The 19,021-nt window shown below is 57.0% G+C and carries 16 protein-coding genes and 1 pseudogene; 9 read left to right on the forward strand and 8 right to left on the reverse strand.

Annotated elements, in window-relative coordinates; all coding sequences use genetic code 11:
* Positions 1-276 precede the first annotated feature (276 nt).
* The 3 genes and pseudogenes from ACHHV8_RS27955 to ACHHV8_RS27965 all read left to right on the forward strand — a co-directional run bounded on the left by ACHHV8_RS27955 (position 277) and on the right by ACHHV8_RS27965 (position 3,915).
* Positions 277-1,604, forward strand: a pseudogene (locus ACHHV8_RS27955) (GntP family permease).
* Positions 1,605-1,643: 39 nt separating this feature from the next.
* Entirely contained in the window at positions 1,644-2,543 is a 900-nt protein-coding gene (gene gnd / locus ACHHV8_RS27960; protein ID WP_395162613.1) for a phosphogluconate dehydrogenase (NAD(+)-dependent, decarboxylating), read from the forward strand.
* A gap of 499 nt (positions 2,544-3,042) precedes the next feature.
* Positions 3,043-3,915 (forward strand): ABC transporter ATP-binding protein, encoded by an 873-nt coding sequence (locus ACHHV8_RS27965; RefSeq protein WP_395162614.1) that lies wholly within the window; start codon positions 3,043-3,045, stop codon positions 3,913-3,915.
* A gap of 284 nt (positions 3,916-4,199) precedes the next feature.
* On the opposite strand, the gene ACHHV8_RS27970 is transcribed toward ACHHV8_RS27965, so the two are convergent.
* Positions 4,200-4,382, reverse strand: a complete 183-nt coding sequence (locus tag ACHHV8_RS27970) for a hypothetical protein (protein WP_395162615.1) — start codon at positions 4,380-4,382, stop codon at positions 4,200-4,202.
* A gap of 298 nt (positions 4,383-4,680) precedes the next feature.
* Here ACHHV8_RS27970 and ACHHV8_RS27975 point away from each other — a divergent pair, with 298 nt between their 5' ends.
* The 6 genes from ACHHV8_RS27975 to ACHHV8_RS28000 are packed head-to-tail and all read left to right on the forward strand — an operon-like array spanning position 4,681 to position 8,517.
* Positions 4,681-5,391 (forward strand): hypothetical protein, encoded by a 711-nt coding sequence (locus ACHHV8_RS27975; RefSeq protein WP_395162616.1) that lies wholly within the window; start codon positions 4,681-4,683, stop codon positions 5,389-5,391.
* Positions 5,384-5,839 carry a hypothetical protein gene (locus tag ACHHV8_RS27980; protein ID WP_395162617.1) on the forward strand — a complete coding sequence of 152 codons (456 nt, stop codon included), beginning with the start codon at positions 5,384-5,386 and terminating at the stop codon, positions 5,837-5,839. Before ACHHV8_RS27975 ends, ACHHV8_RS27980 begins: the two co-directional genes overlap by 8 nt.
* Positions 5,836-6,258 carry a glycosyltransferase gene (locus tag ACHHV8_RS27985; protein ID WP_395162618.1) on the forward strand — a complete coding sequence of 141 codons (423 nt, stop codon included), beginning with the start codon at positions 5,836-5,838 and terminating at the stop codon, positions 6,256-6,258. The genes ACHHV8_RS27980 and ACHHV8_RS27985 overlap by 4 nt, the downstream gene beginning before the upstream one ends.
* Positions 6,146-6,571 carry a hypothetical protein gene (locus ACHHV8_RS27990; protein WP_395162619.1) on the forward strand — a complete coding sequence of 142 codons (426 nt, stop codon included), beginning with the start codon at positions 6,146-6,148 and terminating at the stop codon, positions 6,569-6,571. The genes ACHHV8_RS27985 and ACHHV8_RS27990 overlap by 113 nt, the downstream gene beginning before the upstream one ends.
* On the forward strand, positions 6,568-7,707 hold the full coding sequence (locus ACHHV8_RS27995) for a glycosyltransferase family 4 protein (protein ID WP_395162620.1): 1,140 nt from the start codon (positions 6,568-6,570) through the stop codon (positions 7,705-7,707). The genes ACHHV8_RS27990 and ACHHV8_RS27995 overlap by 4 nt, the downstream gene beginning before the upstream one ends.
* A gap of 18 nt (positions 7,708-7,725) precedes the next feature.
* Positions 7,726-8,517: a class I SAM-dependent methyltransferase gene (locus ACHHV8_RS28000; RefSeq protein ID WP_395162621.1), complete on the forward strand. Its 792-nt coding sequence runs from the start codon at positions 7,726-7,728 to the stop codon at positions 8,515-8,517.
* Here the strand turns inward: ACHHV8_RS28000 and ACHHV8_RS28005 are convergent, their stop codons facing one another.
* From ACHHV8_RS28005 to ACHHV8_RS28035, 7 genes are all read right to left on the reverse strand, one after another.
* Positions 8,518-9,582, reverse strand: a complete 1,065-nt coding sequence (locus ACHHV8_RS28005; protein WP_395162622.1) for a glycosyltransferase — start codon at positions 9,580-9,582, stop codon at positions 8,518-8,520.
* 19 nt (positions 9,583-9,601) lie between these two features.
* Positions 9,602-12,016, reverse strand: coding sequence for a glycosyltransferase (locus ACHHV8_RS28010; protein WP_395162623.1), 2,415 nt, complete (start codon positions 12,014-12,016; stop codon positions 9,602-9,604).
* 8 nt (positions 12,017-12,024) lie between these two features.
* Entirely contained in the window at positions 12,025-12,813 is a 789-nt protein-coding gene (locus ACHHV8_RS28015; protein ID WP_395162624.1) for a hypothetical protein, read from the reverse strand.
* Positions 12,770-13,768: a glycosyltransferase gene (locus tag ACHHV8_RS28020; protein ID WP_395162625.1), complete on the reverse strand. Its 999-nt coding sequence runs from the start codon at positions 13,766-13,768 to the stop codon at positions 12,770-12,772. Before ACHHV8_RS28020 ends, ACHHV8_RS28015 begins: the two co-directional genes overlap by 44 nt.
* Positions 13,725-15,785, reverse strand: coding sequence for a glycosyltransferase (locus tag ACHHV8_RS28025; protein WP_395162626.1), 2,061 nt, complete (start codon positions 15,783-15,785; stop codon positions 13,725-13,727). Before ACHHV8_RS28025 ends, ACHHV8_RS28020 begins: the two co-directional genes overlap by 44 nt.
* 89 nt (positions 15,786-15,874) lie before the next feature.
* On the reverse strand, positions 15,875-17,860 hold the full coding sequence (locus ACHHV8_RS28030) for a beta strand repeat-containing protein (protein ID WP_395162627.1): 1,986 nt from the start codon (positions 17,858-17,860) through the stop codon (positions 15,875-15,877).
* A gap of 24 nt (positions 17,861-17,884) precedes the next feature.
* Complete coding sequence (locus ACHHV8_RS28035; protein ID WP_395162628.1) at positions 17,885-18,361, reverse strand: DUF6385 domain-containing protein; 477 nt, start codon at positions 18,359-18,361, stop codon at positions 17,885-17,887.
* Positions 18,362-19,021: the final 660 nt, after the last annotated feature.

Raw genomic sequence — 19,021 nt, forward strand, 5'->3', positions numbered from 1 at the left:
CCATTACTTCTTGTTAAGAAAAAAATTTTCTTTTATAATTTGATAGCAACCGGAACATATCGCCATCTATTCATGCACAGGCCATGCATTTTGCTTTAGACCCGGAAGCTGCCCGCAACGACGCTTTGCCCCGGTTCGCTGCAGCACCGGTGCGGAGCATACGCTTATGCGCGTGGAATATTTTTGGGGATGACTCTGCAACCTAACGGAATAGCAAGCCCCAAGGTGTGACTGCGTGCAGCTTGAAGGCGATTTATACATCGGAGAGTGAACATCATGTTGATACTTATCGTTGTAGCCGCTATTGCGGCTTTGTTATTGCTCATTACATGGGTAAAGCTGAATCCGTTCGTCGCGCTCATTATTACAGCGATCGGTACCGGATTGGCCGCAGGCATGCCGCTCGCCAAGATCATAACGGCCGTCAAAGACGGAATGGGCGGCACCCTCGGCTTCCTGGCCATCGTGCTCGGGCTCGGTACGATGCTCGGTAAAATGATGGCCGATTCCGGCGGGGCCGAGCGAATCGCCCATACGCTGATCAACGCCTTCGGCGAAAAGAAGGTCCATTGGGCGATGATGCTCGTCGGCTTTATCGTCGGGATCCCCGTGTTTTTTCAGGTCGGCTTCGTCCTGATGATCCCGCTTATTTTCACCATCGGCCGGGCGACCGGCTTGTCGCTCGTTCAGATCGGCATTCCGCTGATCGCCGGCTTGTCGGTCGTGCACGGGCTCGTTCCTCCGCATCCGGCCGCTATGGCGGCGGTAGGCATTTTCAAAGCGGATGTCGGCAAAACGATTATGTACTCCCTCATCGTCGGCTTTCCTACTGCGATCATTGCCGGCCCGTTGTTCGGAAAGATGATGGGACGTAGAATTTTCAAAGGCGTTCCTCAGGAGCTGGGCGACCAGCTGCTTAATAAAGACGACAACAGAGAGCTGCCCGGCTTTGGCATTACGATGCTGACGATTCTTCTGCCCGTGATTCTGATGATGGCCGCCTCGGTCTCTATGGTCAATCTGGCTCCGGGGGGGCTGCGACCGCCATGGAATTTATCGGCGATCCGGTCATGTCTCTGCTCATTTCCGCCCTATTCTCGTTCTACAGCCTAGGGTATCTCCGCGGGATGAACCGCGAAAAAATATTGAAGCTGACCAACGACTGCCTGGCTCCGACCGCATCCATTCTGCTGGTGATCGGCGCCGGGGGCGCATTTAACAAAGTGCTGCTCGAATCGGGCATCGGCAAGGCTATCGCCGATTGGGCGGCGACCTCGTCGATTTCGCCCATCGTGCTCGGCTGGCTGATCGCCGCGCTGATCCGTGTCGCCACCGGCTCGGCCACCGTCTCCATGATGACGGCTGCGGGGATTGTTGCGCCTATCGCCGCTTCCATGCCGGGCGTTTCGCCCGAGCTGATGGCTCTATCCACGGGAGCAGGCTCTCTGATCCTGTCGCATTTGAACGATTCCGGCTTCTGGATGTTCAAGGAATATTTCAATATGTCCATCAAGGAAACGCTGCTGACATGGACGATGATGGAAACGATTATTTCCGTCGTCGCCCTGCTGCTTATACTGCTGTTGAACATGGTAATAGCTTAGACACGCTGATTTTATTCGAAGACAAGGAGCTGAACCAGTATGCAAATAGGTATGATCGGGCTCGGTAAAATGGGCTATAATCTGGTAGAAAATATATTGGAGCACCGCCATTCCGTGATCGCGTACGACGTCAATCCGGAGCCTGCCGCCGCGTTGGCGAAGCAGGGGGCTGTTCCGGCGGCTACTATCGAGGAGCTGGTGCAAAAGCTGGACGCTCCGCGCACCGTCTGGATCATGGTACCGGCAGGCGCTATTGTCGATTCGGTCATCAACACGCTGATTCCGCTGCTCGACCGCGGCGATCTGATCATCGAGGGCGGCAACTCCCACTACAAGGAGTCGATTGCCCGTTCCGAGAAGCTGGAAGCCTCCGGCATCTATTTCCTGGATGTCGGCACCTCCGGAGGAACGGAGGGCGCCCGCGAAGGCGGCTGCTTTATGATCGGCGGGAACAAGGAAGTTTTCGCGCGCGTGGAGCCTTTGTTCAAGGCGATCGCCGTCGATAAAGGCTACTTGTACGCCGGGGAAGCCGGAAGCGGCCATTTTCTGAAAATGGTGCACAACGGCATTGAATACGGCATGATGCAGTCCATCGCCGAAGGATTCGAGGTGCTGAGCAAAAGCCATTATCAATTCAACTATGAAGACGTCGCCCGGGTATGGGCTAACGGTTCGGTTATCCGGAGCTGGCTCATGGATTTGACCGAGCGCGCCTTCTCCAAAGACCCGAGTCTGGATTCCATTCAAGGTGTGATGCAATCGTCCGGCGAGGGACGCTGGACGGTCGAGACCGCTTTGGACCTGCAGGCTTCGGCGCCGGTTATCGCCATGTCCTTGTTCATGCGCTACCGTTCCCTGGATTCGGATACGTTCCACGGCAAAGTCGTCGCTGCGCTTCGCAACGAGTTCGGCGGTCACGCAGTGCTGTCGACGAAATAATAAAGCTGCAATTTTCCAACAAGCACGAGTTCCTGGCCGTACCATCCGTGCTGCCAGTGCTGCGTGTGCATGGGTCAGTCGGACTCTCCGCATTATCGGAGCTGTTTGCGGTCGGTCGAACCCCTGCGCATTACGAGGCCGTTTGAAAAAGTCATCGCTGCGAGTACGGAGATATGCTTACGATCGCTGTTGTCCCTGGATTTCTTGGATTATCTTCCGCTTGCAGCGGTTGAAATCCAGAGACAAAGGCAAACGCTTGCGCTTCTACAGCACGATTCCGTACGCTCCGCTGTTTTTTCAGCGGTCTCGCGCATTACCAGAGCCGTTTTCTGTACATTGTTACAGAGAACGGTTCTTTTTTGGCAAAAGTCCTGTTAATGGTTGAATCGGCGGAGCCTTTGCTTTATAATCATTGATAATGATTATCATTATCTCGAACTATCAGCCCTTTTAATTATTCGCCCGGCTAGTTATTTATTTACTTAAAGGAGTGGCGTCTTTGGAAAGACTATACACGAACGATCTGGATATTGCTTATGGAGAGCGTTCCATCGTCAATAAATTGAATATAAGCATTCCATCCGGTAAAATTACGGCGCTGGTCGGAGCGAACGGCTCCGGCAAATCTACGATTCTGAAGGCAATGGCCCGCATTATGAAGCCAAAAAGCGGCAGCGTCTTCCTCGATGGCAAATCGATTCACCAGCAGTCCACCAAGGAAGTTGCAAAGCAGCTGGCTATTCTTCCGCAGAATCCTACGGCCCCCGAAGGCCTGACGGTATCCGAGCTGGTCGCCTACGGCAGATTCCCTCACCAGAAGGGCTTCGGCTCTCTGAGCAAAGAGGACAAGGAGATTGTGTCCTGGTTCATGGAAGTGACCGGCGTCATCGAATTTCATGACCGCCCCGTCGATCAGCTGTCCGGCGGCCAGCGCCAGCGGGCCTGGATCGCCATGGCGCTCGCTCAAGGTACGGACATCCTGTTCCTCGATGAGCCGACGACGTTCCTCGATATGGCGCACCAGCTGGAAGTGCTGAAGCTGCTCCAGAAGCTGAACGGGGAGCAGAAGCGCACGATCGTTATGGTCGTTCACGATCTGAATCACGCCACGCGCTACGCCCATCATATGGTAGCCATCAAGAAAGGGCAGGTCATTCAAAGCGGCTCGCCGGAAGAGGTCATGACGATGGAGGTGCTTGCCGAGGTATTCGGCATTGAAGCCGATATTATTCCCGATCCGCGGACTGGCGTTCCGTTGTGTCTGCCTTACGAGTTGAAGTCTTCCTCCGAACCAAGCCGGGCTTCTCATGGTACGCCCGCTCCCGAGGCTGATGCTTCCGTCTCCAAGCAGCCTATCGCCGCATCGCGTTAATCCATAGAGAAAAACCCGGCCTGCGGGAGGCCACTGAAAAAGGCATCACTCCGAGTAAGAAACATTCTTCCGATCGCTGTTGTCCCTGGATTTCTTGGATTATATCCCGCTTGTAGCGGTTGAAATCCAAGGACAAAGGGAACGCATTCGCTTCTGCAGAACGATTCCGTACTCTCCGCTAGTTTTTCAGTGGCCTCGCCTGCGGCCGGGTCATTCCATTCAGCCATTCCTAATACGACCGCAAGACCCGGTCATCTTACCGTCAAGAGGCCGGGTCTTTTCATTCACTCTTTTTTCCATTTCTTGATAAAAAATTCCGCAATGTTCGATACCAAGATGGTAATGGATAAGACGCCAAGCGCATAAGGCACTACCAAAGGCACGACCCTCAAGTCGGAAATATGGATCCATCGCAAAAACAACGGATACATCAGCAAAAGCGCAATAAAGACAATCAGCTTGACCATTTCATTTCTCCTATGCTGCACGGCCGGCAAGCCGCGTTCCGTTCATTCTTGTCCGTTCTTCCCCATAGTATCACGCCTCTCGCCGGAGCCTCAAGCTTTATACTTTGCGTTTCTTAACGGAGCAGTATGAGAACAAACCAATTTTCCAGCGCCGCAGGCAGTCCCTGAGCGTCTATTGCCGGTGCTGTAAGCCGGCAGTCACCGGTTCTGCGGACTTCCTCTCGTTTTTCCGAAGCAAGATCCTCTTTTCTCCGCATACAATGAAGCATAAACCTTACCCGATCGCGGAGGAGCAGCCATGAAATATTTAGTGTTCAATCCTACCGTAAACAGCGTCTTCCCCTGCCCTTCCTTTCTGGAAAGGCTGCCTGGACCCAAGGAAATCATCCATGTGGATGCGGAGGTGCTTGCTTCCCTTAGCACGCTGAACGCTGCGGATTACACCGTTATCGCCGCCTCCCCTTATTGGATTCAGACGGTGCTTGCTTTTCAGCCTGCCGCCATTTTTTATTGGATGGAGAAATGCCCCGACGGGGAAGACACAACGTTATGGAATCAGTATGCCGGGCTGTTCGCCGCCCATTCCCGGCTGGTCTTTACGGATTCGGAGCAAATGTATTTGGAGCAGTGCCTGCTGCGGGATGCTGTGTTCTGGGTAGATTCATTCCCGGCGGCCGGTCCGGAAGAAATGAAGCTGCGCCTTGAAAATGAACAGCTGCTCGAACGCATGCTTGCCGCTCAGGAGCAGGAAGAGACGCTGGAGCCGTGGACGATCAGGCAGTGGGAGTCCCGCGAGCGGTATTACACCGATTTAAGCTCAAAGCTCGGGCCTCATGAGACTGCCAGCTACCTTGCGGCGAGCTACCGGTATTTTCTTAAGAGCCCCGAAGCGTTGGAAGCCCTGACAGTATCCTTCGAGCAGATGCTGTTAAAGGCACCATCATGCCTGTCTCCACTCGCATGTGCGGTTTTTCTCTGCGCTGGAGCTCCAGCACGGTCGATTGGATAAAGCGGTCCGCCTGTTTGACATTACCGCTTTCACGGAGGAAGAGCGCCGTACTGCGGCAAAGCTTTACGCCTGGCTGCACAGCGGACGAACCGATTGGGTTCGCGCAGAGCTCTACCGCGTGAACGAGGATATCCGGTCGGCGATCCATGTGCTGGAGCCGTTGTCCGATCCCGAAGCGCGCGCGGGGCTCCTTCCCTTATACAGCCGCGCCCATCGCTTTCGTGAAGCGCTTGCCCTGCTGGATGCGGGCACGGCTCCGCCCGACGGCATGTCCGCCGAGGTGCTGCGGGGAACGCTGCATTTGATCCATAACCGGCGGCGGGAGGCGATACAAGTCTTGCTGCGGGCGTCGATTCCCGATTGGAGCGTATTAACTCATTTGAACGGCATGATCGCTTTGGAGCAGGCTGCCCAGGCGATCGCCGCGGGCGAGGAGAGGATGGCATGAAGGCAGGGCCCGTGCGCAAAACAAGCGGCAACAAGCTGACCGCGATCATGCAGGTCCACAACGAAGCGGACCGCTATCTGGAACAGGTGCTGCGGGAGCTGAGCGAGTTTGTCGACGACATCGTCATAGTGGACGATGCCAGCACGGACGGCACCGCGAAGCTGTGCCGCTCTTTTGCCAAGGTAAAAACGCTGGTGACGCTGGAGGAGTCCCGTTTCCATGAGGAATGGGAACTGAGGCAGTTTTTATGGAATTTGGCCGGCTTGACCGGTCCAGGACTGGATTCTATCCGTCGATGCGGACGAATTGTACGAAGCCAAGGCAAAGGCGCATATGCGGGAGCTGATCGATCAGGACCGCTACGATTGGGTTGGCTTCCGCTTCTACGATTTCTGGGGAGGCACGACCCATTACCGTGAGGATGAGCACTGGTGCATTCACAAACGGCATACCCGGTCGCTTGTCCGGTATATGCCAGATTTTTATGCATTCTATCCCAAAATGGCGCACCATGTCCCGAGGCTGCCGCTGTCTTATGCGGTGCTCCCCGGCTTTCTCGCCGAGCTTAGAGTAAAACATTACGGCTGGGCCGTGCCAAAGGAGCAGCTACGCGCCAAGTACCGCAGGTATATGGAGATGGACCCTGAAGGGGTATGGGGCAGCCTGTCCCAATACCGTTCGATTCTGGATGAACACCCCCATCTCGTCGAATGGAAAGAGGAGCTGACATGACGGAAATTGGAATTTTGACCCACAGCTTCGTGGACGCCTATAACGGCCGCACCCATAAAATGTACGGCGGCGGCCTGGAGCGGTACCTCTACGATTTGGCCGTCACCATCATGGAGATGGGGCACAAGCCGACGATCCACCAATTGTCCTTTTGCGGCAGCTTTCGCACGGAGGTCGAAGGCATTGAAGTGATCGGCTATCCCTGCTCCCCTGCGGGAGAGACCGTCGATACGTTTAACTTCATGACCTCCCAGGCTCAGGGCCGTCTCATCTACGCCAGCTTCATCTGGCAGCCCATTGACTATAGGCCCGGAAGCATCGGGATATGCCATGGGATTAATTGGGATTATCCCCCTACCCCATTTGAAGCCAAAAAGGATATCGCCGCCACCATTCAAAGGGCGCTGCAGCGGCTGTCCCGCGTCATTTCAGTCGACTCGCATTTCTTAAGCTTCTGCCGCTCCGTCTGCTCCTTTACAGACCCGGAGCAAATCGTGCTGCTGCCTAACGCCGTCGACACCGATCGGTTCGCTCCGGTGCACTTCTGGCATAAGCCATCGACCGAAGCCGTGCATGTCCTGTATCCCCGCCGAATCAGCATCGAGCGCGGGATCGTGCCGATGATGCTGATTGCCGACCGGCTGCTCGATACGTATCCTCAGGTGAAGGTGCATTTTGCCGGAGAGGGGGTTGACGACAGCCTGATCACGAAGGTGTTCAAGCTCTGGCTTCAGGATCATCCCCACCTGGACCGGATCGACCATCAGGCGTATTCGTTCGGGCAAATGCCGCAGGCTTACCGTCAGGCGAATATCGCGGTCATTCCGACTCTGTTCTCGGAGGGAACCTCCTATTCCTGTCTGGAGGCGTTAAGCTGCGGGCTGGCCGTAGTTTCGAGCAACGTGGGCGGATTGAACGATCTGATTATCGACGGTTATAACGGAATTCTCGTGCCGCCTGCCGAGGACCGTCTCTATCAAGCTATAGCCGGCCTGGTGGAGAACGGCGGAACCCGGCATTATTTGGGCGCCAATGCCCGTGCCACGGCCCGCGCCTTCGACCGGCGCATCTGGAAAAATAAATGGCGGCGCATCTTGAGCGATTACTTGGGAGCCGCAGCAACAGCAACCGAATGAGAAATGAGGGAATAGCGTATGGATAGGGATCAGCCGCCCAAAGAGAAGTCCATCAGCAAGCAGCAGGAAGAAGCGCAAAAGCACGTATGGGACCGGCTCTGGTCTGCGCCGATTTCCTATGCGTGGGACAGCCTGAGCGATACCGTCTACCGCGCCCTGCTGGATATAGCCGGACCAGTCGCAGGCAAACAGGTGCTCGAAGCCGGATCCGGTACAGGCAAAATATCGCTGCGCTTAAGCATGGACGGTGCCTTCGTCACACTGGTCGATTATTCCCCGCAGGCGCTGGAGCAGTCCCGGCTCGCCTTCCGCCAGAAAAACCGGGACGGGCAAGCCGAGTGGGTGCAGGCGGATATCCGCGAGGTACCCCTGCCCGGAGGCGGCTATGATCTGTGCTGGAGCGCCGGCGTGCTGGAGCATTTCAGCCTGGAGGAGCAGGTCCGGATTTTGCAGGAAATGCGCAGGCTCACTAAACCGGGCGGGCAGGTCGCCGTCCTCGTGCCCTACTCCCGCTGCCTTCCCTACCGGCTGGGCAAAAGCTATGCCGAGTCGGCGGGAACATGGCGGTACGGTACGGAAATCCCGATCGATTCGCTGAGGGAGGCTTTTCGGCAGGCCGAGATCGAGGTTGAGCTGGAGACGGATATCGGATTTGTGCAGAGCCTCGACTTCCTTGATTTTATCCCCGGAGCCGAAGTCGTCAAGCAATGGGCTGCGTCATGGTACAAGACGCTGGAAGAGAAAGAGCGAAGGGAAGCCTTCCCCGGGTATCTGCTGCTGACGGCAGGGACAGTAAACCCTTCGGATTAATCAGCTATACTTGGCCAGATAGAGCCGGATCATCCGCTCAGCCGCCGTTCGCGCCCTCTCGCCCCAGCTTTCTCTGCGGGCGATGCTTTGGCGCGCTTCGATTTGCTCCGGCGTGCGGTCGGCGACCAGCGCTTCATCCAGATGTCTCAAAAACTGCGCCGGCGACCGGCCGATCCGTACTCCCGCCTCCTCAAAGGCGGCCACCTCCGGCAGCTCCGTGCTAATTACGGGCAATCCCGCCGCCAAATATTCATACAGCTTCACCGGATTGGCGGCTTCCGTGACTTTGCGTACCTGAAATGGCAGGATGGCGGCATCGAACTGCCTGGCGAAGGCGGGAAGCGATTCATAATCCTGATTTCCCAGCCAGAGCACGTTAGGCAGACGGCCCAGCAGCTCTGGTCCCCGGCACGAAATCTCCCCGGCAAAAACAAACCGGTACTGCGGCCTCTCCTTGGCCAAATACAGGATCAGTCCGTAATCGATCCACGACGCCACCGCCCCCCAAAAGCCGATCACCGGCGCCGTATTCCGGCATAGGGCCTGCGCCTGCTCCTCATAGGGAAGCAGCGGGAGTGCCGTGTCTGCCGCCCGGGCAAAATGCTCGGCGTCTGCGGCATTGCGGAGCAGCAGCACCTCGGGATGCTTCGGCTTCGCTGAATCGTAAATGATTTGGGAGGAGCACAGCACCAGATCCGCCGCCGCGATTTTCCGGGGCTCCCAGACGGCAAAAGGCGCGAATTCCTCCTCGCAAATGTCCGCCAGATCGCTGACGACCATGCGGATATCGTAGTTTTTCAGCTCCTCCACGTAAGGCCCGTGCGTAAGCCACATGACGTAGGGCTGATCCTTTTTCAATGCGTCCGTATCCTGACAGACCGCAAAATGATCGTTAAGCACAACGAACGGGTTCGACGGATCCCGGGTTACATTGCAGTAAATGACATTCATGCCGAGCAGGCTCAACTGGTACAGCAGCTGCTGGGGCCGCTGCCGGTGCACCTGATAGTCAAAGCACGGCAGGTACAGGATCGGCGGCATGACAAGCCGGTTGGATTGGGTCATTGCTATCCCCTCCAAGGGTTCAAAATAACAGTGAAGCGCGGGCAAGCAGCAGCAGCGGCCATGGGCCGCAAGAAGCGCTCACCGGATCGCTAAGGCCGATCCGGCTGAGCGGGTTGTCGTCAGCCGGTACGCTGGCAGCGGGATGGGAACCGGGGGCCGGCGGCTGGGCGCTGGCAGCAGGCTGGGGACCGGGGGCCGACAGCCGGGCGCTGGCAGCAGGCTGGGGACCGGGGGCCGACAGCCGGGCGCTGGCAGCAGGCTGGGGACCGGGGGCCGACAGCCGGGCGCTGGCAGCAGGCTGGGGACCGGGGGCCGGCTGCTGGGCGCTGGCAGTAGGGCGAGTACCGGGGGCCGGCTGCTGGGTGCTGGCAGCAGGGCGAGTACCGGGGGCCGGCGGCTGGGCGCTGGCAGCAGGCTGGGGACCGGGGGGCGGCGGCCAGGCACGGGCAGCTGGACCGCGACCGGCTTGGGACAGCTGGCTGCCTTCCGGCGTGAGGCGCTGCGCTTCCAGCCAGTAGGCATAAGCCAGCCCGGCACGGGCAGCCGGGTTCTGCGGATGGCGCTGCAGCAGCTCGTGCAGCCGGCGGGGCCCCTCCGGGCCCGCTGCGCCGCCTCGCGCCATGGCGGCGAAGAGCAGCGCCTCGGCCGCGTCGGAGGCTGCCGAAGCAGAGCCTTCCGCAGCCGGAGCGACGGTGCCGATGAACAAGCGGCACCATCGCTCGCGGATGGAAGCGGGGGCGGCGGCCAGCCCGCACCAGAACGGCTGGGGCAGCCGGGTCCAACGGAACCCGGCTGCCCCGCCTGCGCCCTCGCTGCAAGCAGCAGCGTAAAGGCGCAGCAGGGCTTCCCACGCGCCCAGCTGAATCAGCCGCCGCAGCGCGTAGCCGAGCGCGTCCCCGCTGACGCGAGGGCGATCCGCGTCCGCAGCCTGCGGCGCCATAAGCCGCTGCAGCTCTGCAAGCGGTGTGTCCGCCCGCTCCCGCCCCAGCGGAGCCAGCGCCTGGACGGCTGCAGGGGCGTCCAGGCGCGCCCAGGCGGCCGCCCACAAATACGACCGGGCCGCTTCGACGCCCGGCCCTTGCTCTTCGCGCAGGGCGAGCCAGATGCGCTCCGCCGCCTCGCGCCGGCCCGCCTGCCAATGCAGCAGCGCGTGCGGCAGGCGCACATCGAGCCGCAGGCCGGCAAGCTGCGGCAGGGCCAGCAGCGACGAGGCCGTCTCCGGCGCCCTGGCGCTTAGCACTGCGGTAAGCAGCAGCGATGCATGCTCCGGCGTCAGACTGCCCGGCTCCAGCTGCGCGAGCCATACCGGCAGCCGCTCCGCCCGGCCTGACAGCAGGCTCAGTGTTACCACCTCCGGCCATGCCGGACGATAGCCCGGGTTAATCGCCACCGTCTCGAAATAATGATCGAGTGCGGTCTCGAAACGAAGCAGCCGTTCGCACAGCTGCCCGGCTGCAGCGTGCGTCCGATAAGTGCCGCTGCCGGAAAGGGAAGTGTATTTAAACGAACGATCCCCCATGCGAATCGCCTGCCGCAGAGCTGCGTAGGCTTCATCATAAGCGCCAGCCCTCTGCAGCATCGATGCTTTCAGCTCGAGCAAACCGGGAAAATCGGGAAATCGCGCAAGACCGTCCCTGATCACCCGCTCCATCGTTTCGAGCTGCCCTGTCTGGAACAGCGCATAGGCGGTTTTAAGATACATGTCGGACGCAAAGCCCGGTTCTGGACCTACATGCAGCTCCTCAAGCAATGGCAGCAGCCGTTCCGCCGCAGCCGCATAGCGTTCCGCTTGAAAATACTCCGTCCCCTCCGCATAACGAAGCAGCCAATCTCCCGGCTGCTGCTGCAGCGCCCGCTCGATCAGGGCGAGATTCCGGGCATTTTTGTGCTTGCGCTCGATCTCTTCAGGCAAATAGCCGTAATGGCGAATGCGCAAGCCGGCAAAAGAAACCGGACGTTCCGACAACGCCATCATGCTCTGGACCGCTTCCTCATGAATAGTGCCGCGAAAGCGAATCCGCGGGTCGTTGCGAAAAAGCCGGCACACCGCATCCGTCACGTATTCCTGAAGTCCTCCCTCGCCGATCCGGCTTTCAAGCTGAAGAAAGTAGCCGTACACCCCTTCTTCCCGAAGCAGCCGGCTTACTTCCTCCGCCTCCCAGTTCACGGCTTCCTCATCGGCATCAAGCACCAGAATCCATGAGCATGACGCATACTCCAGCGACGCATTCCGCGCCTTGGAAAAATCTTCCTCCCACGGCACATGAATGATCTTCGCCCCATGTCTTCGGGCCAGCTCTACGGTGCCGTCCTGCGATCCGGTATCCGCCACGATTATTTCCGATACGATCTCCTTAACCGAAGACAGACAGCGGTCCAGGTGCAGCTCCTCATCCTTCACGATCATACAAAGGGAAATATCCAGTGGAGCCATCTTTCTCCTTACTCCTTTACTTGCATCCGCGATAAAGGCAGGCTTTGTCGCGCTTTCCGGTAAAAAGGATAGCTTGGAGATCTGGCTGAAGCTCCTGCTTCCAGCTTCGCCTCCGCCAGCGCCAGCAGCGCCCTGCTTTTGCGGTACGCTTCACGGCTTGGCTCCGCTGCGGAGGGAACGCCGCCTTTCGAAGCTTCCGCGCCGGAGGACGCCAGCCACTGTCCCAGCAGCCTCAGCGCCTTCTGCTTCGCTCCGTTCAGATAAGCTGCCGTAACGGCAAAGTCCGCCTCGTCCAGCTCCGCCTCTCCCGCATCATCCGGCTCAGCGCGTATCCACCGCAGCCAAGCCGCAAGCTTCATGCACTCCGCTGCTTGAATGCTATCCCGCCCCGCACGAAGCAGCGTCTGTTCGGCCAAGGCCGCCTTGCCCGACCATGCGGTGCACCTGATCTCGGTATCCGCAAGAAAACGCTGGGCCTCCTCCCCCGGCTCCTCCTGTTTTTCCTCTCGCAGCCGAGCCAATAAAGACAGGGCCGCCTCATAGCATCGCTCTCCAACCAGCAGGCGAAGCACTTTCATTCGGACAGCCGGGGATTTCATATCGAATTTTTTCGTCATAAAATCAGCAATTTCATGCGCGCCGCCCCCGGCGGCAAACAAACGAAAGATGCGCTGCAGCGGCATGGTTAAAGGCGCATGGTGCCTTACGGCTTCCGCATACCAATGGATCGCGGCCCCGTCGTCATCCGTTATTTCAAACAGCTGCCCTAATGCAAGACAGGACAAGTAAGTGCCCATTCCCGATTCCGTGTGATAGTGCTCCGGCGGAGCCCCCATTCGGATGGCTTGAATGAGCGCCATCAGCGCCTCGGGTTTGTGCCCGGCCGCGAGATGGATCACTCCCGATAAATCGGACCAGATCCGTATACTCCGGACATTCCTCCAGACCCTGACTGCACATGGCGGCAGCCTCTTCATACCGCTTTAATAATAATAAGCACCGAGCCCCGTATTTAAAGAGCAGGTGTCTATAGCTGGTCTCAGGAGCGCATAAGTCCAACGCCCTGCGAATGTGCGCAGTCGCGTCCTCAAACCGGTTCATCCGCATATATTCTACAGCCATATTGTAATGAGGAAAAGGATTGTTCGGCTCCTGCTCCAGCTGCTCTCTCAACAGCCCGGCATTGCGCTCGATCTTATTCTTCCGGGCTACCTCCTCGCCGCTGTAGCCGTAATGATGAATGCAAATCGAGGTAATATGAAAGCTTGCATCCGGCTTGGCGCTCACAATAGATTCGGCGATTTGCTCATGAATTTTACCTTTGAACCGGTACTCCGGCCGATTGCGGAACATCCGCAAAATCGGATTGATCGTAGCTGTCGGGGAATCCCGATGGTCTCCGTTATGATTGTGAATTTGAAGAAACAGCCCATCCAGCTCCAGATGCTCCGCGTAAGCCCTCAGCTCCTGCGCATGACTCTGCTCAAGCTCTTCATCGGCGTCAAGGAACAAAATCCATGTCCCCTTCGCCTGCAGCAAACCCACGTTTCGCGCGAAAGCAAAGTCCCCGTTCCATTCCACCCGGCATACCTTCGCTCCAAACCGGCTGGCTATCTCCCTCGTTCCGTCCGTCGAGCCCGTATCGACAACGATTATTTCATCTACGGCACCCTGAACGCTGCTCAGGCAGCGCGGGAGCTGTTTTTCTTCATTCTTTACGATCATGCACAGCGATATCGTGGGCTTCGACATTGACATTTCCCCTCCGCTTCCCTGACCATTCCGTATGCCAGCCTGTGCGGTTCAGCCAGCGGATGCTCCCTCGGATGCGCTCTATATCTTCTTTAAAAGGGGCCTCCTCCGCTCCATCCCCCAGCACTTCGCTCAGGCATTGCTCCGCAAGATGAAGATAGCAAAGAGCCGCCCCCGTCGTGGAGGGCTCATACGGCCGGTTCTCGTGAACTACATTTTCGAACAATTCCGCAGCCTGAAGGTAATGTCCCTTATCGAATAACAATTCGGCCAAATAATGAAGCCCCTCGTCATCGAGCTGTTGCTTCGCCACCAGGTCGATCAGCCGGTCTGCCGCTCTCATGGTATAGCCCTCCAGATACATGGATTTGGCAAGCACAAGCTCGCTGGAGGGATCCCCCTGGGCTATACTGTATGCCAACTGCAGCCGTCCGAGCCCGACAGCTCTCCGGATAAGAGAATGAACCGCATCGCCTATGCCCGGATACGGATCGGGAAGCTCAGAAGATATGCCGGTCTCCGAAGACTGCGCGCGGGACACCAGCTTGGCATTGACCATTGTATAGATGTGAAGGGCAGGCTCACGCAGCCTGGATAGCAGACTATTTTGCAGGCTTCCGTACAACAGCCATTGGCAAATGGCAGCCAGCTGCAGCACGCCGTTTGGCCCGCCTTCCGCATCATTCGCCTCAACATAGCCGATCAGCCTCCGCTCGGCCTCCTGCACTTTCCCGGTCTGAATCAAAGCCGTACTGTAAGCATGGAGCAGCACAGGTTCGGTAAGCAGCGTCTCCGGCAGGCATGCCAATATTTGCTCGAAGGCGCCTATCGCTTCCAAAGCATCCGCCGCCGCAGCGTAAGCTTCCGGCGATTGGGGAGCCGTTTGTTCGAATACAAAAGCGGCAATCTGCTCTGCAGATACGTCCAGTTCATTGAAAACTTCAACGATCCCCTGCAGCGCGGGTCTAAACAGCACATGCCGTTTAAGCGCCTCATGAAAGAAGCGGGCGGCCTCTTCGCGTTGCCCCAGCTTTTTCGCCAATGCCCCCATTCGGTAAAATGGCTTGCAGCTGTTCGTCCCGAGCTCCGTCACGTACTTGTCGCCAGGAGAATCCGCCGCTTTCCGGTACGCTTCATACGCCCGTTCCCATTGCCCTTGCCGTTCCAGCGCTTCCCCCATAATAAAATGCAGATCCGCATAATCGGGGTAGTGCTCCAGCTCCTGCGCCAGCAGCAGCTCGGCTTGCTTGAGCTCTCCCAGCTCCAGGACGATGCGGCTCAAATCCTTTACCAGTGTGGCACGGTAAGAAACAGCCGGCACGGTAAGGCCCAGGGCACGGGCCATCAGCTCCTTCGCTTCCTGCAGCTTGCCCGACTGACAGTACGTAATTCCCAGATTGTATAAGTAGAACGGATTTTCCGGCTGCTCCTCCAATGCCTTCACAAGCAGCGCTTCATTGCGTCCGACCTTTCCTTTGGCCTGCAGCACGCCCTGCAAATAACCGTAATGCTTTACGGTAACTGTGCTGTCCCGTATTGCAGCCGCTCCATGACGCTGAAGGATGGAAGGACCGATCTGTTCATGAATCCTTCCTTCAAACCGGAACCCGGGATCGGCGCGGAACAATCGAATGGAACGGTGAAGAAGACGGTCCTCCACCCCCGCTCCGAGCACATTTTCAATCAGCAGTGTATACGCCTGCACTTCTTCCCCGGCTTGGTCTATAAGCCTTCTCAGCTCCGAAACTCCTGCGGTCAGCTGTTCATCAGCATCCAGGTAACAGACCCAATCCGTCGTCGTATGACGAAGCGCCTCATTTCTCGGTTTGGAGAAGTCTTCTTCCCAGGGCGAATAAAATACTTTGGCCCCATAGGATTTGGCTATGCTTACCGACGCATCGCTGGAGCCGGTGTCCACTGCAATAATTTCATCCGCATCCTTGACGCTCTCCAAACAATAGCTCAGCCAATCCGATTCATCTTTCATAATGATGTGAATGCTCAGTGTGCCGCTCATTATTTCTTCCTCCTACAACTTGAGCAAAAAGAGCACATGGAAGCCCATGCGCTCTTTTGGGTTATTATAGTATATTAGGCTAACTTGACTTAGGTTCCCTGTGCATTGAAGATCACGTCGATAGTCGAGGTTTCTCCCGTATTCGTGGAACGGTAGGCCAAGCGGGTATATTTCAGAAACCGGTTAGGAACCAAAACGTCGACTGAACCGGCGGCAATCGGATTATCCCCTACGGTATCTACAAAATAGTTGGCGCCATCCGCGCTGATTTGAATCTGCGTATCAACTTCACTCGCCCCGCTGTTATATACAAAGAAGGAGTAGGTTCCCAGCACGCTTGTCGTGACCGGCGGCAGCGGAGTTAAAACATCGGTGGTTGCGATACCGAGCGTCGCTTCTTCCACAAAGCTTTTCTGGGAAATGGAGGTAACGCTGCTCAGCGTACCGGCGGTAATCGTCGCGCCAAGCACGTTCGTGATCGTTCCGTCCAGAATGTTCGTGATTGTTCCGGCGGACGTCAGCGTACCCGCCGTGATCGTCGCGCCAAGCACATTCGTGATCGTTCCATCCAGGATGTTTGTGATTGTACCAGCGGACGTCAGCGTACCGGCTGTAATCGTCGCTCCAAGCACATTCGTGATCGTTCCGTCCAGGATGTTTGTGATCGTTCCGGCGGACGTCAGCGTACCGGCTGTAATCGTCGCGCCAAGCACATTCGTGATCGTTCCGTCCAGGATGTTTGTGATTGTACCAGCGGACGTCAGCGTACCGGCTGTAATCGTCGCGCCAAGCACATTCGTGATCGTTCCATCCAGGATGTTCGTGATCGTTCCGGCGGACGTCAGCGTACCGGCCGTAATCGTCGCGCCAAGCACGTTCGTGATCGTTCCATCCAGAATATTCGTGATCGTTCCGGCGGACGTCAGCGTACCCGCCGTGATCGTCGCTCCAAGCACATTCGTGATCGTTCCATCCAGGATGTTCGTGATCGTTCCGGCGGACGTCAGCGTACCAGCAGTAATCGTCGCTCCAAGCACATTCGTGATCGTTCCGTCCAGGATGTTTGTGATTGTACCGGCAGACGTCAGCGTACCGGCCGTAATCGTCGCGCCAAGCACATTCGTGATCGTTCCGTCCAGGATGTTCGTCACTGTCCCGGCGGACGTCAGCGTACCCGCGGTGATTGTCGCTCCCAGCACGTTCGTGATCGTTCCGTCCAGGATGTTTGTGATCGTTCCGGCGGACGTCAGCGTACCGGCCGTAATCGTCGCGCCAAGCACATTCGTGATCGTTCCGTCCAGGATGTTCGTCACTGTCCCGGCGGACGTCAGCGTACCGGCGGTGATTGTCGCTCCCAGCACGTTCGTGATCGTTCCGTCCAGAATATTCGTGATCGTTCCGGCGGACGTCAGCGTACCCGCGGTGATTGTCGCTCCCAGCACGTTCGTGATCGTTCCGTCCAGGATGTTTGTGATCGTTCCGGCGGACGTCAGCGTACCGGCCGTAATTGTCGCGCCAAGCACATTCGTGATCGTTCCGTCCAGGATGTTCGTCACTGTCCCGGCGGACGTCAGCGTACCGGCCGTAATCGTCGCGCCAAGCACATTCGTGATCGTTCCGTCCAGGATGTTCGTCACTGTCCCGGCGGACGTCAGCGTACCCGCGGTGATTGTCGCTCCCAGCACGTTCGTGATCGTTCCGTCCAGGATGTTTGTGATCGTTCCGGCGGACGTCAGCGTACCGGCGGTGATTGTCGCTCCCAGCACGTTCGTGATCGTTCCGTCCAGAATATTCGTGATCGTTCCGGCGGACGTCAGCGTACCGGCCGTGATCGTCGCTCCCAGCACGTTCGTGATCGTTCCGTTCAGGATGTTCGTGATCGTCCCCGCGGACGTCAGCGTACCGGTCGTGATTGTCGCTCCCAGCACGTTCGTGATCGTTCCGTCGATAATAACGGTCGTTAAGTTGCCTGCAGCATCCGTTGCAATAACCTGCTCAGTTCCGGTTGCGTCTCTGCCGTAAATGAGTGTTCGCAGGTTATTCGGATCCATCTGAAACGCAGCATAATTGGGCACCCTCCATCACTCCCTTACTTCTTATTATTTGCTCCCTGTCGTCTGACTTTGAAAATATACATCCAAAACCGTACCGTTCTTTTTGCCCTCCGTTTGGGCTGATATACGCGTCCATTTGAGAAAAAAATTCGGGACGAACACTTTCATTGCTTTTGCCTTCACCACTTCCATTTGGTCCAATACGAAATCGAATCCATTGGGACTGATCTCTATCCGTACGAGAGCGGGATGATCTCCCCGGTTAATCACGGCATAGGACGTCATCGTCTTGACGGCAGTATTTTGGGGGGGCGTGGAGGACATCTCATGAGTTACGTCCCAGTTCAAAAATTTTTCCTCATTAAATACCGTATTGATCTCCGGTGCCGGCGCGACTTCTAAACGTCCGGCTTCATCTGTTCGCACCGCTCGGAGGTGAGTTCCGTCTGTGCCGAACATTTCCGCTTTGACATGATCCCGATCACGAACTAAATTGCGAATATCCAGCTGCTTGGCAGTCACTTGAATAGGCTGCTTGATTTTACAGACTGCAGGCTTGGAGCCGCATCGGCATTTCTTGGGCTTATGGGACTTCCGGCATTTTTTGGGGGGCTCTAGAACCTTAACTGGTTTACAATTAGTAAATATCGTGATGTATCCTTTGGACGGTATCTTCATTTTATTTTTACAGCACAGCTTCACTTTGCAATTTGCATTGTTTTGCTTAACAGGCATGGTCTCACCTCCTCCATACAGATGCGAGAATCAGCTATGGCTCAGACGACATGATCAGCCGCTTCAGAGTTGCATAACTACTATTAGTGTATGGAACCTCAACCTAAGTCGTTTGGGATTTTACAAAAAATAGGTTATTCTGAAATCTACTTTTTTTTCTTGTATACCAGTAACAGAAGGACGCCGGCATTATACTTTGGCCATGGCCGATAGCCTTGCGGTCGCCGCACCGGGCAGCCCGCACCCGCCGCCAAACTTGAAACAGCAGCATGCGGGACTTAGAAACGTCACTCTGATACCTCTTCGGGAAGGATCCGAGTTACTCGAAATTCCGCTATAAAGCTATGTATCCTACTAAGAAATGGATAGACCCAATTCGGGCTCTCGCCCACGATTTCGAACTGCTTAAGACAACGGCCAAACAAGCCCGCTCCGTGATCCACAGAG

The organism is Paenibacillus sp. TAB_01, assembly GCF_043945595.1.
Lineage (GTDB): Bacteria > Bacillota > Bacilli > Paenibacillales > NBRC-103111 > Paenibacillus_S.